11 protein-coding genes are annotated in these 15,599 nt (G+C 74.3%); 5 read left to right on the forward strand and 6 right to left on the reverse strand.

Annotation, left to right across the window (positions count from 1 at the left end; translation table 11 throughout):
• The first annotated feature begins 42 nt into the window (after positions 1-42).
• The 3 genes from rph to GA0070215_RS05785 are packed head-to-tail and all read left to right on the forward strand — an operon-like array spanning position 43 to position 4,185.
• Complete coding sequence (rph, locus tag GA0070215_RS05775; protein WP_091042613.1) at positions 43-2,634, forward strand: rifamycin-inactivating phosphotransferase; 2,592 nt, start codon at positions 43-45, stop codon at positions 2,632-2,634.
• A gap of 45 nt (positions 2,635-2,679) precedes the next feature.
• Entirely contained in the window at positions 2,680-3,048 is a 369-nt protein-coding gene (locus GA0070215_RS05780; RefSeq protein WP_018783971.1) for a MerR family transcriptional regulator, read from the forward strand.
• 42 nt (positions 3,049-3,090) lie between these two features.
• Positions 3,091-4,185: an oxidoreductase gene (locus GA0070215_RS05785; RefSeq protein WP_018783972.1), complete on the forward strand. Its 1,095-nt coding sequence runs from the start codon at positions 3,091-3,093 to the stop codon at positions 4,183-4,185.
• 185 nt (positions 4,186-4,370) lie between these two features.
• On the opposite strand, the gene GA0070215_RS05790 is transcribed toward GA0070215_RS05785, so the two are convergent.
• The 3 genes from GA0070215_RS05790 to GA0070215_RS05800 are packed head-to-tail and all read right to left on the reverse strand — an operon-like array spanning position 4,371 to position 6,804.
• Positions 4,371-4,973, reverse strand: coding sequence for a copper resistance CopC family protein (locus tag GA0070215_RS05790; RefSeq protein WP_091042616.1), 603 nt, complete (start codon positions 4,971-4,973; stop codon positions 4,371-4,373).
• Positions 4,974-4,993: 20 nt separating this feature from the next.
• Positions 4,994-6,226, reverse strand: a complete 1,233-nt coding sequence (locus GA0070215_RS05795; RefSeq protein ID WP_018783974.1) for a Dyp-type peroxidase — start codon at positions 6,224-6,226, stop codon at positions 4,994-4,996.
• On the reverse strand, positions 6,223-6,804 hold the full coding sequence (locus tag GA0070215_RS05800; protein WP_018783975.1) for a copper chaperone PCu(A)C: 582 nt from the start codon (positions 6,802-6,804) through the stop codon (positions 6,223-6,225). The genes GA0070215_RS05795 and GA0070215_RS05800 overlap by 4 nt, the downstream gene beginning before the upstream one ends.
• A gap of 209 nt (positions 6,805-7,013) precedes the next feature.
• Between GA0070215_RS05800 and GA0070215_RS05805 the strand changes: the two genes are divergently transcribed.
• Positions 7,014-7,433: a Fur family transcriptional regulator gene (locus GA0070215_RS05805; protein WP_018783976.1), complete on the forward strand. Its 420-nt coding sequence runs from the start codon at positions 7,014-7,016 to the stop codon at positions 7,431-7,433.
• 92 nt (positions 7,434-7,525) lie between these two features.
• Here the strand turns inward: GA0070215_RS05805 and GA0070215_RS05810 are convergent, their stop codons facing one another.
• Together GA0070215_RS05810 and GA0070215_RS05815 are read right to left on the reverse strand one after the other, a co-directional pair.
• Complete coding sequence (locus GA0070215_RS05810; RefSeq protein ID WP_091042620.1) at positions 7,526-12,988, reverse strand: ATP-binding protein; 5,463 nt, start codon at positions 12,986-12,988, stop codon at positions 7,526-7,528.
• A 232-nt stretch (positions 12,989-13,220) separates the two neighbouring features.
• A complete protein-coding gene (locus GA0070215_RS05815; RefSeq protein WP_091042624.1) occupies positions 13,221-13,451 on the reverse strand; it encodes a DUF2188 domain-containing protein in 231 nt (76 codons plus the stop codon).
• 180 nt (positions 13,452-13,631) lie between these two features.
• Here GA0070215_RS05815 and GA0070215_RS05820 point away from each other — a divergent pair, with 180 nt between their 5' ends.
• Complete coding sequence (locus GA0070215_RS05820; protein ID WP_091042896.1) at positions 13,632-14,282, forward strand: SAM-dependent methyltransferase; 651 nt, start codon at positions 13,632-13,634, stop codon at positions 14,280-14,282.
• Positions 14,283-14,294: 12 nt separating this feature from the next.
• On the opposite strand, the gene GA0070215_RS05825 is transcribed toward GA0070215_RS05820, so the two are convergent.
• Positions 14,295-15,497: a sugar efflux transporter gene (locus tag GA0070215_RS05825; RefSeq protein WP_244166882.1), complete on the reverse strand. Its 1,203-nt coding sequence runs from the start codon at positions 15,495-15,497 to the stop codon at positions 14,295-14,297.
• Between the last annotated feature and the right edge of the window lie 102 nt (positions 15,498-15,599).

The raw sequence follows: 15,599 nt of genomic DNA on the forward strand, positions 1-15,599 counted from the left end.
CCTCGGTCGATGCGGGTTGAGCTGCGAAAACGGGGGCACGGCATGAGTGGACGGTACGTGTGGCAACTGCACGAGGCCGACGAGACGCGGATCGCCGAGGTCGGCGGCAAGGGCGCCGGTCTGGGGGCGCTGACACGGATCGACGGGGTGCGCGTACCCGAAGGTTTCTGCGTCACGACCGGCGCCTTCCGGCTGGTCGCGCGGACGCCGGCGCTGGCCGGCCCGCTGGCGCGGCTCGCCGGCGCGGACGAGGACGACCGGGCGGCGCTCCGCTCGGCCGCCGCCGAGGTCCGTCGCGCGGTCGAGCGGACCCCCCTGCCGGGCGACGTCGCGGCGGCGGTCACCGCCGCGCTGTCCGGGCTCGGTGCGGACGCCGCGTACGCCGTGCGGTCGAGCGCGACCGCCGAGGACCTGCCGGCCGCCTCGTTCGCGGGCCAGCAGGACACCTACCTGAACGTGGCCGGCACGGCCGAGGTGCTGCGGCACGTCAGCCGCTGCTGGGCCTCGCTGTTCACCGACCGGGCGGTGACCTACCGGCGGCGCCACGGAATCGACGACCGGGCCGTGGACATGGCGGTGGTGGTGCAGCGGATGGTCGTCCCGGACGCGGCCGGGATCATGTTCACCGCCGACCCGGTCACCGGCGACCGGACGGTGGTCTCGGTGGAGGCCGGTCTCGGCCTCGGCGAGGCCCTGGTCTCCGGCCTGGTGAACCCGGACCTCTTCACGGTGCGCGACGGCGTGGTCGTCGGCCGGACGATCGGCGCGAAGTCGGTGGCGGTGCACCCGGTGCCCGGCGGCGGCACGCGGGAGACGTCCGTCGACCCGGCGCGGCGGGTCCAGCCCGCGCTGACCGACGCGCAGGCCGTACGCATCGCCGCGCTGGGCCGGCGCATCGAGGCGCATCTCGGCTGCCCGCAGGACATCGAGTGGGCAGTAACCGGCGACGACGTCCACATCCTCCAGAGCCGGCCGATCACCACGTTGTTCCCGGTGCCGGCCGCCGTCGACGGGCGGTTCCACGTCTACCTGTCGGTCGGCCACCAGCAGATGATGACCGACGCGATGAAGCCGCTGGGCCTGTCGATGTGGCGGTTGACCGCCATGGTGCCGATGCACGAGGCGGGCGGGCGGCTGTTCGTCGACGCCACGCCGCACCTGTCCACCCCGGCGGGCCGTACCGCGTTCCTGGGCATGATCGGCCGGGTCGACCCGCTCACCCGGGACGCGCTGGAGACGGTCCTCGCCCGGGACGTCGTGCCGGCCGCGCCGGAGCCGGCCCCGGACGGCCCGCCCGCGGGTGGGCCGCCGCCCCCGATCGGCACCGACCCGGCGGTCGTCACCACGCTCGTCGAGCGCAGCCGGGTGTCCCTCGCCGCCCTGCGCCGCGACGTCGGCGCCCGGTCCGGGCCCGAGCTGTTCGACTTCCTGACCGGGGCGTTCGCCGAGCACAAGCGGGTACTCGCCGATCCGTTGAGCGCTCAGGTGATCATGGCGGGGATGCAGGCCGCCTGGTGGCTCGACGACAAGCTGGGGGAGTGGCTCGGCGAGCGCGACGCGGCCGACACGCTCACGCTGTCCGCGCCCGGCAACGTCACCGCCGAGATGGGGCTGGCGCTGCTCGACGTGGCCGACGTGATCCGCGCGCACCCCGAGGTGGTGGCGTTCCTGCGCGACGGGGCCGGCGACGGGTTCCTGGACGAGCTGCCGAGACTGCCGGGCGGCGCGCAGGCGCGCGCGGCTGTCGCCGGCTACCTCGACCGGTACGGCATGCGCTGCCTCGGCGAGATCGACATCACCCGGCCCCGCTGGAGCGAGCGCCCGGCAACGCTCGTGCCGCTGATCCTGGACCACGTCCGCACCTTCGCCCCGGGCGCCGCCGCGCGCCGGTTCGCGCAGGGCCGGGAGCGGGCCGAGGCGAAGGCCCGGGAGGTGCTCGACCACCTGCGCGCGCTGCCCGACGGTGAGCGCAAGGCCGCCGAGACGAAAGCCATGATCGAGCGGGTACGGACCTTCGCCGGCTACCGGGAGTACCCGAAGTACGACATCGTCAGCCGCTACGCCGTCTACAAGCAGGCACTCATGGCCGAGGCCGATCGGCTGGTGCGCGCCGGTGTGCTCGCCGCCGCCGAGGACGTCTTCTACCTGACGTTCGAGGAGTTCCGCGAGGTCGCGGCCACCGGCCGGGTCGACGCCGGGCTGATCCGCAGGCGGCGGGAGGAGTTCCGGACGCACCAGCGGCTCACGCCGCCCCGGGTGCTCACCTCCGCCGGTGAGGCCCTCGACGGCTCGTACCGGCGCGACGACGTGCCACCGGCCGCCCTGGTGGGACTGGCGGTCTCGGCCGGCGTCGTCGAGGGGCGGGCCCGGGTGGTGGCGGACCTGGCCGGCGCCGACCTGGAGCCGGGCGACATCCTCGTCACCGCGCACACCGACCCGAGCTGGACGCCGCTGTTCGTGGCCGTCGCGGGCCTGGTGACGGAGGTGGGCGGACTGATGACGCACGGCGCGGTGATCGCCCGCGAGTACGGTCTGCCGGCCGTGGTGGCGGTGCCGGACGCGACCCGGCTGATCCCCGACGGCGGGCGGATCCGCGTGCACGGCACCGACGGGTACGTCGAGCTGCTGTCCTGACCGGCGCGGCATGCTCGATGATGGAGGCGCGAGCGGGGAGGCGCGATGCGGATCGGGGAGCTGTCGGCGCGTACCGGGGTCAGTGCCCGGTCCATCCGGTACTACGAGCAGCAGGGCCTGCTCGCCGCCGTGCGCACGGCGAGCGGGCAGCGCGTCTTCGCCGAGTCGGCGGTGGACCGGGTCCGGCTCGTCCAGCGGCTGTTCGACGCCGGGCTGAGCAGCCGCCGGATGGCCGAGCTGCTGCCGTGCGTGACCGATCCGGAGATCCGCACCTCGTGGCTCACCGACCGGCTGCGCGAGGAGCGGGCCCGGTTGACCGCCGAGATGGCACGGCTCGCGCACGCCGTCGCGGTGCTCGACGACGTGGTGTCCGACATGACAGTGACCGAGGACACCCGGGATCCGGCCGCCTGAGCGCTTGCCCTTGACACCGGTGTCAACTCCTAGCGTCGGGTCATGAACGCGACCCTGGACACCGGATCGCCGGTGGCGCCGCTGCTGGAACCCGTCACCGTCGCCGGGCTGCCGTTGCCGTCCCGCTTCGTGATGGCGCCGATGACCCGTAACCGCGCGCCGGGCGGCGTGCCCACACCGGAGATGGCCGGCTACTACCGGCGTCGCGCCGCCGCCGGCATCGGCCTGATCGTCACCGAGGGCGTGCTGGTCGACCATCCCAGCGCGGGTCACGAGGACACCGTGCCGCGGATGACCGCCGGCGCGGCCGAGGCCGGCTGGCGGGAGGTGGTCGAGGCGGTGCACGCCGCCGGCGGCCGGATCGCCGCGCAGCTGTGGCACCTGGGCAGCCTGCGCGAACCGGTGGACGGCGCTGCGGCGTGGACCCCCTCGGGGGTACGCGAGCCGGGCCGCCCGGCGCCGCGCGCGATGACCGCCGACGACGCGGACGTGCTGCTGGCGGCGTACGCGGACGCGGCAGCTGTCGCGGTGCGGGCCGGGTTCGACGCGATCGAGATCCACGCCGCGCACGGATACCTGCTCGACGAGTTCCTGTGGCCGTACACGAATCGCCGGACCGACGCGTTCGGTGGCTCACCGGCACGGCGGGCCGCGTTCCCGGCGGCGGTGGTGCGTGCGGTACGCGGGCAGGTTCCGGCTCCCCGTCCGGTGATCGTGCGCTTCTCCCAGTTCAAGGAGCGGGCGTTCGACGCGCGGATCGCGGAGACGCCGACCGAGCTGGCGCAGATCCTCACCGCGTTCGCCGAGGCCGGCGCGGACGTGCTGCACGCCTCGCAGCGCCGCTTCTGGCAGCCCGCGTTCCCCGGCTCGGCGTTGAACCTGGCGGGCTGGGCGAAGCGCCTCACCGGCCTGCCGTCGATCACCGTGGGTTCGGTCGGGCTGCGGCGGGACTTCCTGCGTCCGGACGGCCCGGAGTCGGTGGCGGGCCTGGCCGCGCGGCTGGCGGACGGGGAGTTCGACCTGGTGGCGCTCGGTCGCGCGCTGCTGGGTAACCCGGCCTGGGTGCGGCACGCCGCCGCCGGGCGGCTGGACGAGATCGTCGACTACCGCAAGGCGCACGAGGACGTCTATCCCTAGGCGGCGGGGGTTGACGCCGGCGCGGTGCCCGAGCCGGCGTACCTCCTCCCGCCGCTGACCACCGTCCGGCCGGACTTCGGCGCGGTCGCCGCGGCGAGCATCGACCTGCTGCTGGCGCAGATCGAGTCGCGGACCGCCGGGCCGCTGGCCGGTCGCGGCCCGCCCGCCCCCGTACGGTCCGGTCGTCAGGTCGTGCGACGAGCGCGCCGCCGGCGCGCGACGAACAACACGACCCCGGCGACCACCAGCAGACCGGCGACCGTCCCGCCGGCCAGCAGCGCGACCGGCGGGCTGTCGTCGCCGGACCGCGCCCCGGAGGCGTCCGGCTCGCCCGCAGCGTCCGCGCCGGTCGACACGGCAGCCGCCGCCGACGCGGGAGCCGACGGTGAGGCGGGAGCCGACGGCGCGGGCGCGGCCGGGTCGGCGACGGTGAAGCGGTACGACCCCTGGACCGGGTGGCCGTCGCGGGACACCACCCGGTACCCGACGGTGTAGGTGCCGTTGCCCAGCGGTCCGTCGATCGTCACCGTGCCGGTGGCGCCGTCCACAGCCGGTGCGGAGGTGGGCACCTTGCGCTGATCGGCGTCGCTGACCGTGATGGTGGTGTAGGAGGGGTTCAGCCGTTGCAGGAACCTCAGCGTGACCTGCGTGGGCGCGGCGGTGAGCCGGGCGTCGCGTGCCGGCGTGGCTTCCTGGAGGGAGTTGTGCGCCGCCGCGGGCGTGGCCGGGACCAGCAGCAGGGCGGTGAGGACCGCGGCGAGCAGCGCGGTGACGGAACGGGTACGCATGACGCGCCTTCCTCTGGTGGTCAGCCGAGCAGTTGCCGGCCGATCCAGCCGCCCTCGGGGCAGCCGGGCGGTACGGCGAACACGGCGGAGCCGATCGGGGTGGTCCACTCGTTGAGCAGGTCGCGCTCGGCGAGCCGGCGCTGGATGGGCAGGAACTGGCCGGCGATGTCGGCCTGGTACGAGGCGAAGACGAGCCCGCTGTCCGCGTCGCCCTCGGGGGTGGGCACGCCGTCGTAGTTGTAGGGCCGGCGCAGGATCTTCTGCCGGTCGTCGGTGACGTGGGCGCGGGTCAGGTGGGAGAAGTCGGGGATGACGGTGAGCCCGTCCGGGCCGAGGGCGGCGAAGTCCGGCTCGTCGTGTTCGGCCCGGCCGGTCAGCGGCGCGCCGGTGTCGAGGCGCCGCCCGACGGCGAGTTCCCGGTCGGTGCGGCCGAGCAGGTCCCAGGTCTCCAGGTTCATGCTGATCCGCCGCACCACGAGCGTGGTGGAGTCCCGCAGCCAGTCCGGTCCGTCAGTCACCCACACCGCGGTGTCCGCGGGCGTGCCGGGCTTCGGGTTGGCGGTGCCGTCGAGCTGCCCGAACAGGTTGCGCTGGGTGTGCCCCGGCTCGGCGCCGGCCGCCCGCCGGAAGCCCTGCTGGACCCAGCGGACGACGGCGAACGGACGGCTGTCCTTGACCAGGACCCGCTGGGCGTGGGCGACGGTGAGCGGATCGTCGGCGCAGATCTGGAGCAGCAGGTCCCCGCCGGACCAGCGGGGTTGCAGCCGGTCGATGCCGAACGGGGGCAGCTCGGCCACCGAGGCGGGCCGGCGGTCGTCGAGACCGGCGGCGGCGTAGAGCCCGGGACCGAAGCCGAACGTGACTGTCAGCCTAGCGGGCAGCACGCTCAGCTCCGGTTCGGTGTCGGCCAGCGCCGGGCGGCCCTGGGTGAGCCGGGCCGCGTCGTCGGAGAGCAGCCGCAGCATCCGCCCGATCGCCGCCCGGTCGGTGCCGGGCCGCAGCGTGAAGGCGACGAATGCGGCGTGTGCCTGCGGCTCGGTGGTCACCCCTGATTGGCGGGCGCCGTGGAACGGCTCGACCGCGCTGCCCACCTGCGCCACCGGAACCGGTTCGGCGGGGCGTACCCCCGGGTCGCCGGGGCGGGCGGCGGCGAGGGCGCCCGCCCCGGCCAGCGCGCCCCCGGCGGCCATCGCGCCGCCGGTGAGCAGGCCACGCCGGCTCACCCGGCGGGCCGTGGCGGGACGGTCGGTCATGACGCCGGGCTCATGCTCATCTCCGGCATCGGGGAGTCACCGTGACCGGGGGCGTAGGACTCCTGGGCACCGGTGAACGGCTTCGCCACCGCCGTGAACGTCTGGGTCCGGCCGTCGGCGAAGGTGAGCGTGAAGCTCAGCTCGTCGCCCGCCTTGACCGGCTCGGCGAGGTCCATCAGCATCAGGTGGTCGCCGCCGGGCTCCAGCGTGGAGCTGGAGCGCGCCTTGATCACGAGGCCGCTCTCCTTGGCCTGCATGACCATCTTGCCGTCTTTCATGGTCATCTCGTGCAGTTCCATCGGCGAGACCTCGGTGGCCGCCTTGGTGATCGTGACGTCGGTGTCGCCGTCGTTGACCAGCGTGCCGAACGCGGCGGTCATGCCCTTGTCGGCGGCCTTCACCCACGGGTCGCGGACGGTGAGCACCCCCGCCGCCGCATCCGCCGACGCCGAGGCCGATGTCGGCGTGGCGGCGGACGGCGTGCCGGAGGAACCGCAGGCGGTGACCGACGCGGCGAGCACGGCGGCGCCGATCAGGGCGGCCGGGCGCAGGAACCGGCGGCTGGTGGTGCGCGGCATGATGTCTTCCCCTCGAAGATCCGGTGTTCGTATCGTTTGTCGGTGCGGGACGCCGGATAGTTCCGGCCGCCGCGGTCGGGCATGTCACACCTCGGGCGGCGGGCCGTCGCGGGCCCGGGATCGGCGGTGCGCCCGGAAGGCATAATGGTTCCGGGTGTCAGGTGGCGCGCCGGGGCGCGGCCGGACGAGGGTGCCGGGCGGGCGCCCGGATGAGGGAGGCGACGGTGCCGCAGGCGACGACCGGGGCGACCCGCAACACCCGTCAGCGCGCCGAGGTGCTGGCGCTGCTGCGGGAGCTGGACGGCTTCCACAGCGCGCAGCAGCTGCACCAGATGCTCGTCCAGCGGCAGGCGAAGGTCGGCCTCACCACGGTGTACCGGACGCTCCAGATGCTCGTCGACAACGGCGAGATCGACTCGGCCCGGCTGCCCGGCGGCGAGCACCTCTACCGCCGCTGCAGCCAGAGCCGCCATCACCACCACCTGGTCTGCCGCCGCTGCGGCCGGGCCGTGGAGGTGGCCGGCCCGGGCGTGGAGCGGTGGGCCGACCAGGTCGCCGCGCAGCACGGGTTCACCGACGTCGGGCACACGCTGGAGATCTTCGGCACCTGCGACCGCTGCGCCGCCTGAGCCGCCGCCGCGGGCGGTGACCCGCCCGCGGCGAGCCGCCGTCAGCAGTCGCGCAGCGCCGGTGACCTGTTCCCGTCCGGGGGTGCGCCGGGTCAGCCCAGGCGCGCCTCGATCGCCTCGATCACGCGGGGACGCAGCTCGGCGGCGCGGATCACCGCGTCGACCGAACCGACCTCGACCGCGCGCTGGATGCTGTGCACCCGGTCGAACTCGGCGGCCACCTCGCCCAGCTTCTCCGCCCGCACCGACGTGCGCAGCTCGTCCAGCTCGGCGGTCAGCGTCGCCCGCTCGGTGCCCACCGCGGCGGCCACCTTCGCCTCCAGTTCGCGTACCCGGGGATCGGCTGCGGTGCGGGCGGCGACCTCGCCGGCGAACACCACGGCGGCGGCGGGCGCGCCACCGAGCACCGAGGCGAACGACCCCTCGATCGCCAGCACCGTCATGTCCGGGTTGAGCGCCTTGGAGAACACCACGAACGCGCCGCCGTGGTAGCGGGAGATCACGCAGAACACGATCGGGCCGCGGAAGTTGACGATCGCCCGGCCGATCTCCGCGCCGTACTCCAGTTGCAGCTTGCGCATCGACTCGGGCGAGCCGTCGAAGCCGGAGAGGTTGGCCAGCACGACCAGCGGCCGGTTGCCGCTGGCCGCGTTGATCGCCCGTGCGGCCTTCTTCGACGAGCGCGGGAACAGCGTGCCCGCGGTGTAGGTGTCCGGGCCGTCGGTGGGCGGGAAGCCGTGCCGGGGCACCGAGCGGGACTCGATGCCGAGCAGGCAGACCGGGATGCCGCCGAGGTGTGCGTCCTGCACCACGGCCGTCTCCGCGTCGGCCATGCCGGCCCACCGTTCCAGCACCGGGTGGTCCTGGTCGGCGAGCGCCCGCATCACGGTACGGATGTCGAACGGCTTCTTGCGGTCCGGGTTCGCGGTGGCGGAGAAGATCTCGCCGACAGAGGCGAAGTCGCTGCCGGCCACCGCGTGCGGGTAGCCGCAGATGTCCCGGTCCACCGGGTCCACTGTGACGGCCCGGCGCGGGGCGTCCTCGCCCGGCGCGACGTACGTGTGGTCGTAGTGCGCCATCAGCACGTCCCGCGCGGCCGACAGGTTCGGCGCCCAGTACTGCGCCTGCCCGTTCGGGCCCATCACCCGGTCGTAGCCGCCGATGCCGAAGTTGTCCTCGGCGGACACGCCGCCGGAGAAGTCGAGCGACTGCTTGCCGGTGAGCACCATCGCCGAGTCCGGCGTCATGACCAGCACACCCTTGGTGTGCATGAGCATCGTCGCCTCGGCGTTCCAGTACGGCTGGGCGCCGACGTTGATGCCCGCCACCACGATGTTGATCTCACCGCCGTCCTGGGTGAACTCGACGATGCGCTTGAGCGCCGCGGCCACCCAGTCCATGTTCTCCGTGCCGGAGGTCATCGAGATCCGGGCGCCGGCGCTCAGCGCGTACCACTCCAGCGGCACGCCCATCCGCTGCGCCAGGTCCAGTGCGGCGATCACCCGCCGGCACTCCGGCTCCGACAGCGCGCCGAGCGACTTGGTCGGGTCGCCGAGCAGCACCACCCGGGTCACGCCCTGCGGGTGCCGCGGCGTCGGCGTCGTCACCACACCGGCCACGATCGCCGCGGTGTTGCGGCCCTTCGGCCGGTCCACCGGAACCAGCCGGTGGTCCGCGTCCAGGTCGTGCTCGGCGAAGTCGCCCAGCAGACCGGTCAGCTCGTACGGGTAGACCGTGTTGCGGCCCGCCGCGCGCAGCACCTTCAGCCGGTAGTCGTCAAGCGGCTCGACCGGCTCGGCCGGCGGCTCGCCCACCGTGAGCCGGGCGTGGCCGGTCACGTCGAACGTGATCCGCACGCCGACCTTGGTCAGCTCGCCGGTCCGGCGGTCGCGCTGCCGGGCGATGAACAGGATCTCCTCCAGCTCGGCGCCCACAGTCGTCGGGCGCACCCGTCCGGCGATCAGCTCCATCTCCTCGCGGGTGAGCTCGCTCGGCGGCCACACGTAGACGACGATCCGGTTGGTCGGGAACCGCGACTTCGACGGCCGCCGCGACTGCGCCCGGCGGATCGAGTCGATGCAGGCCGCCACCGTGTCCTCGGTGGTCGGCAGCGCCACCAGGCGGCCGTCCTGCTCCCGCAGCTCGGTCAGGTCGCGTACCTGGGCGAACGCCACCAGCCGCTGGTCGGACGGGTTCTGCCGGGCGACCGCCTGGAACAGGTAGACCTCCTCGTCCAGCGACGGCAGCCGGGTCAGGTCGAACTCGCGCAGCCGTTCCAGCTGCATCCGCTGCGCGATGTACGGGTGCAGGCCGCGGATCAGCCGCTCCTCGGCCATCCCGCCGCCGGCGGCCGGCCGGAACGTGACGTGGTGGTGCATGACCGCGCCGCCGCGCCCGGCCACCGTGGTGGTGAGGCGGCGTACCTGCTGCGGCAGCGGATGCGTGTTCACCACGTCCAGCAGCGCGGCGGCGGCGGCGTCCAGGTCCTCGGGCTGGTTCTCCCAGGCCAGGTAGACGTCCGCGTCGACGGCGTCGCAGGCCCGGGCCACCTCGGCCAGGCCGCGCAGCGCGTCGCCGAGCGCGTCGAAGCGGACGGCGGCCGAGACCACGCTCGACCCGTTCCGTCCGGCCACCACGAACGTGCAACCCCCGGCGGTGCGGGTACGGACCTCGGTGAGCGCCTTGTTGCCGTAGTACCGGCGGGTCAGTACCTCCAGCATGGCCGCGTTGTCCACGTCGTTGCGGACCAGTCGCTGGCCGAGCAGCCGGACCAGCGGTTCGGTGCTGCGGACCATCTCGGCGATCCGGTCGGCGCGGTCCGGCGCGTCCGGCTGCGCGTCGAGGTGCCGCAGGTGCGTGCGGACCTGGGCGTAGACGCGGGCCCGGTTGCGGCGCAGCAGCGGCTGGGCGAACCAGGCGAACACCACGCCCCGGGCCAGGTCGGCGACCACCGGGAAGCGGACCTGGGTGGCCGCGACGAGCCGCTCCAGCGCCAGACCGGCCGGCTCGCGCAGCGCCTCGTCCGGCGGCGGCTCGCGCAGCCAGGAGCGCAGCAGCGCGGCGATCACCGTGGCGTCGGCGGCGGCCCGCTGCTGGGCCAGGAAGATCCGGAACACCGCGGCCTCCAGTTCGGCGCAGCGGTCCAGTTCGGTGACGCCGTAGTGGGCGAGCGCCTTGGCCAGACGGGCCTTGAACGACTCCGGGGATCCGGCCCGCTCGACGTCCAGGCTCTGCAGGTAGGTGTGGAAGTACTCGCGGGCGCTGTGCACGTGCCCGGCCGGCGCGTCGTCGCCGGGCCGGTTGCGGCTCAGCTCGGCCAGGTCGGCGAAGACGTTGACCAGGTCCAGTTCCTCGGCGAGCGGGCGGTGCCCGGCCTCGGTGGCCGCCCGCCGCGAGTCCAGGTAGTCGTCGAGCACCCGGCGCTCGTCGTGCGGGTCCACGTCGTAGCCGAGCAGCAGCGAGCAGAGGTCCTCCTGGCCGCGTTCGGCCCGGGACCGCGCGGGCACGTCCGCGGGCGCCGCGGGCAGGTCCAGCTCGACAGCCGGTCCGGCCGGTCCGGCCGCCGCCTCGGTGCCCTCCTCCGCCACCGGCTCCAGGCGCAGCAGCGGCGCCCCGGCCTCCACCTGGGTGCCCACCGCCACCGACGACTCCTTGAGGCGGGCCCGGAACGGCGCCCGCAGCACCGTCTCCATCTTCATCGCCTCCAGCACCAGCACCGGCGCGCCGGCCTCGACCTCCGCGCCGACCGCGAGCGGCGTGGCGACCACGAGCGCCGGCATGGGGGAGCGCAGTACGCCGCCCTCGTCGCGGCTGATCCGGTGCGTCACGCCGTCCACCTCGACCAGGTGGACCGGGCCGTGGGTGTCGGTGAGCAGGCGGAACCGGGCGCCGTTGACGGCGATCTGGCCGGTGTGCCGGTCGAAGCGGTCCAGCTCCACGTCGGCGGTGCGCACGTCACCAGCGGCCTCGACACCGACCCGGAAGCGGTGCGCGCCGACCCGGGCCACCCGCATCCGGTAGGTCACGCCGCGCAGCTTCAGGTCCAGCGGCCGGCCGCTGCGGTGCTGCACCTGCGGGCGTCCACCGGCAGCGGTGGACAGCAGCCGCTGCCGTTCGGCGGTCTCGTCCTCCTCGTACGCCTCGATCGCGGCCGCCGCCAGCGCCACGGCGGAGTGCCGGTGCGCGACCAGACGGCCCTCGCCGCGTACCCGGTCGATCCAGCCGGTGTCCGCGCTGGCGTCGATCACCTCGGGCTGGTCGAGCAGGTCGAGCACGAAGCCCTTGTTCGTCGCGCCGCCGGCGATGACCACCGTGGTGTTCGCCATCGCCCGGCGCAGGCGGCCCAGCGCCTCGTCCCGGTCCCGGCCGTACGCGATGATCTTCGCGATCATGGAGTCGAAGTCGGCCGGGATGGTGTCGCCCTCGCTGACCCCGGTGTCGACCCGGATGCCCGGCCCGGCGGGCAGGTCGAGCCGGGTGATCCGGCCGGGGGAGGGCGCGAAGTCACGGTCCGGGTCCTCGGCGTTGAGCCGCGCCTCGATCGCGTGCCCGCGCTCGACCGGCGGCTCACCGGTGAGCCGGCCGCCGCCGGCCACGTGCAGTTGCGCCTTGACCAGGTCGAAACCGGTGGTCGACTCGGTGATCGGGTGCTCGACCTGCAGGCGCGTGTTGACCTCCAGGAACGCGAACAGCCGGTCGCCCGGGTGGTAGAGGAACTCGACTGTGGCCGCGCCCCGGTAGCCGACGGCGACCGCCAGCCGCTCCGCCGACACCTTCAGCTCCGCGGTCTGCTCCGGGCTCAGCACCGGCGACGCGGACTCCTCGATCACCTTCTGGTTGCGCCGCTGCACCGAGCAGTCCCGTACGCCGAGCGCCCACGCGGTGCCCTGGCCGTCGGCGATCACCTGGACCTCGACGTGCCGGGCACCGGTGACCAGGCGCTCCAGGAACACCACGCCGCTGCCGAACGCCCGCGCCGCCTCCTGGCTGGTGCGCTCGTAGGCGTCGGCCAGCTCGGCGTCGCTGCGGATCACCCGGATGCCGCGCCCGCCGCCACCGGCTGTGGCCTTGAGCATCAGCGGGTAGCCGATCGAGGCGGCCGCGCGCAGTGCGTCGTCCAGGCTCTCCACCGCGCCGCGGCTCCACGGCGCGACCGGCACGCCGACCTCCTCGGCGATGAGCTTCGCGCCGATCTTGTCGCCGAGCTTGCGCATGGCGTCCGGGCTCGGTCCGACGAACGTTACGCCGATCTTGTCGCACAGCTCGGCGAACGCCGGGTCCTCGGCCACGAAACCCCAGCCCACCCACGCGGCGTCCGCGCCGGTCTCGACCAGCGCGCGTTCCAGGGTCTTCAGATCGAGGTACGGGCGGGCGGACGCGGGGCCCAGGTCGTAGGCGACGTCCGCTTCGCGGACGAAGGTGGAGGTACGGTCGACGTCCGTGTACAACGCGACGGTCTCGATCCGGCTGCCGGTCTCCGCGGCCAGTTCCCGGACCGCGTGGATGAGCCGCATCGCGGCCTCACCACGGTTGACGATGGCGACACGGGTGAACACGTGACCGTCCCCTTCGGTTGACCCACTCCTGCGCCGGGCGCGGCGATGCCCCCGGCCCGCCTCACCTTTCCGCCTGTGCGCGGGCGGCGCTATGTCGTAACGGCCGAAGCCTGAGCGGGGACCGTTGTGGGAACCGAACAAAAGTTTTTAGCCAGCCACTCACTACCAGCCGGTACGCGTCACGGCGCCGGACCCGCTCGGGTCCGGCGCCGTGACGTGCCTGCGGCCGGGCTCAGCCCGGGATGTCCCGGGGGTCGCGCTCGCGGGGGTACGTGTTCTTCTCGCCGATCGTGCCGTCCTGCTTCTTGATCACGTGCTCGGTGCCGCGTTCGGCCGCCATCTCCCGGCCGGCCGCCTCGGCCTCCGCCTTGGTGTCGTGGCGGCTGGTCGCGCGTTCGTTGCCCTCCGGGCGGTTCTTCCACTGCCCGTCCTGCTGGTAGGTGTCGATGTCGCCCTTCGCCATGCCGTCAGCCCCTCTGTCGCGTGTCTGATGACAAATGTCTGCCCACGGGTGCGGTGCGCTAATCCTGCGGTCGCTCAGCGGCTTGGTTTGCCGGAACGGCAAGGTTCCTTGCTGTCCGGTGGTCGGCGGCGCACGATGTCGGGGCCCGGTCCGGAGACGACCGGCGGCGAGGAGGCGGACATGACGGGGCACCACCACGAGCACCTGGCGGCGGACACCGACCCGGCCCGGTTCTGGGACGAGCGGTACGGCCAGCGGGACCGGATCTGGAGCGGCCGGGTGAACCCGGTCCTGGCCGAGGTGGCCGGCCCGCTGCCCGCGGGCACCGTGCTCGACCTGGGCAGCGGTGAGGGCGGCGACGCGGTGTGGCTGGCGTCCAAGGGCTGGCAGGTGACCGCGGTGGACATCTCGTCCGTCGCGCTGGACCGCCTCGCCGTGGAGGCCGAGCGGGCCGGGGTGGCCGACCGGATCACCACCGTCCGGCACGACCTCACCCAGGGCTTCCCGCCCGGCCGGTACGACCTGGTGTCCGCGCAGTTCTTCCAGTCGCCGCTGGTCCTGCCCCGGGAGAAGGTGCTGCCCCCGGCGGCCGAGGCGGTCGCGCCCGGCGGCCGGCTGCTCGTCGTCGAGCACGGCGCGCCGCCGCCCTGGGCCGGACCCGACACCGGCCACCACCGGTTCGCCGAACCGGAGGAGATCCTGGCCGCGATGAGCCTCGACCCGGACGGCTGGGACACCGAGCGGCTGGGTGCGGCGCGTCGCACCGCCACCGGGCCGGACGGCCAGACCGGCGAGCTGATCGACCACGTGGTGCTGGTGCGGCGCCGCTGACCGCCGCGCCGGTCAGGCCCGCGTTCGCGGCCGGGTCAGCAGCAGCACCAGCAGCCCGGTCGCGCACAGCGCGGTGCTCATGCCGTACGCCCACCGGTAGCCGACCTGCGCGGAGATCCCGAGCAGCGGCCCGGCGAGCATGGCACCGATCGGGAACGTGTTGGTGAACAGCGTGGTGGCCCGGCCCGGCTCGCCCGGCAGCAGATCCTGCACGTAGGCGATGCCGATGCCGGACACCGCGGCGATGAACAGCGCGTTCACCGGCTGCGCGAACAGCAGGACCGGCACGCTCGGCACCAGCGCGGCGGTCGCGTAGTAGGCGACCCCGCAGGCGGCCCCGACCAGGACCAGCGTCCGCAGCCGGACCCGCGCGGTCAGCGCGCCCAGGCCGAGGATCAGCGGGATCTCCAGCGCCGCGCACAGGCCCAGCACCAGCCCGGCGCGGGAGGGGTCGTCGTTCAGCTCGGTGTCGATGAACAGCGGCATCGCCTGCACGCCGACCGTCAGCGGGCACTGGAGGAGGACGAACGTGAGCGCGGTCAGCGCCAGCCGCAGCCGGGATGCGCCGGGTGGGCCGGGCGCGGCGCCGTCCGGATCGGCCGCGACCGGCCGCGCCGGCAGCGGCAGCTCCTCCAGCCGGAACGCGGCCACCAGCGCGGCCAGCGCGTACATGACGGCGGCCATGCCGTAGACCAGGCGGAAGCCGCCGACGTCGAGCAGAACCGCGGCCAGCGCCGGCCCGGCCACCCAGGCCAGGGAGAACACGGTACGCATCAGGCTGACGCCGAACGCGGCCCGCGCCGGATCGTCCCTGTCGAACAGTGCCCTGGTATACGCGAACGACTGTGGGAACAGCGAGTTCGCCAGCGCCAGGGCGGTAGCGGTGAGCCCCAGCAGGATCCAGTAGTCGCGGACGTACGCGGTCGTCCCCGCGCCCACCACACCGGCCAGCGCGGCGCCGACGAGCAGCGCGCGCCGGATCGGCAGGCGGTCCGACAGCCGGCCGACCAGCGCGGAGGCGACCACCCCGGACAGCGGCGCGACGACCAGGAACACGGTTACCCGCAACGGACTGGCGTGGACCTCCCGGTCGAGGAACAGCGACAGGAACGGCAGCACCACGGCGGTGGACAGGCCGACGGTCAGGAACACCACGCCCAGCGGGAGCAGCCGGAATCGGCCGGCGCGCACCGCCGGCCTCGTGTCCACAGCCATGCGGCGGACTGTACGCGGCGGCGGTGCGGCGGCCGACCGGGTTTCCACCGCCGGCGCGGTCCCGTGCGCGGCCGGCCGTCGCCCGCCCGGCCGCGTGAGTGC

Source organism: Micromonospora marina, assembly GCF_900091565.1.
Lineage (GTDB): Bacteria > Actinomycetota > Actinomycetes > Mycobacteriales > Micromonosporaceae > Micromonospora > Micromonospora marina.

What these genes read in the sequence shown, in the direction of transcription:
- rph (WP_091042613.1), top strand. Translation starts at nt 43, where the DNA reads ATGAGTGGACGGTACGTGTGGCAACTGCACGAGGCCGACGAGACGCGG.
- GA0070215_RS05780 (WP_018783971.1), top strand. Translation starts at nt 2,680, where the DNA reads ATGCGGATCGGGGAGCTGTCGGCGCGTACCGGGGTCAGTGCCCGGTCC.
- GA0070215_RS05785 (WP_018783972.1), top strand. Translation starts at nt 3,091, where the DNA reads ATGAACGCGACCCTGGACACCGGATCGCCGGTGGCGCCGCTGCTGGAA.
- GA0070215_RS05790 (WP_091042616.1), bottom strand. Translation starts at nt 4,973, where the DNA reads ATGCGTACCCGTTCCGTCACCGCGCTGCTCGCCGCGGTCCTCACCGCC.
- GA0070215_RS05795 (WP_018783974.1), bottom strand. Translation starts at nt 6,226, where the DNA reads ATGACCGACCGTCCCGCCACGGCCCGCCGGGTGAGCCGGCGTGGCCTG.
- GA0070215_RS05800 (WP_018783975.1), bottom strand. Translation starts at nt 6,804, where the DNA reads ATGCCGCGCACCACCAGCCGCCGGTTCCTGCGCCCGGCCGCCCTGATC.
- GA0070215_RS05805 (WP_018783976.1), top strand. Translation starts at nt 7,014, where the DNA reads ATGAGGGAGGCGACGGTGCCGCAGGCGACGACCGGGGCGACCCGCAAC.
- GA0070215_RS05815 (WP_091042624.1), bottom strand. Translation starts at nt 13,451, where the DNA reads ATGGCGAAGGGCGACATCGACACCTACCAGCAGGACGGGCAGTGGAAG.
- GA0070215_RS05820 (WP_091042896.1), top strand. Translation starts at nt 13,632, where the DNA reads ATGACGGGGCACCACCACGAGCACCTGGCGGCGGACACCGACCCGGCC.
- GA0070215_RS05825 (WP_244166882.1), bottom strand. Translation starts at nt 15,497, where the DNA reads ATGGCTGTGGACACGAGGCCGGCGGTGCGCGCCGGCCGATTCCGGCTG.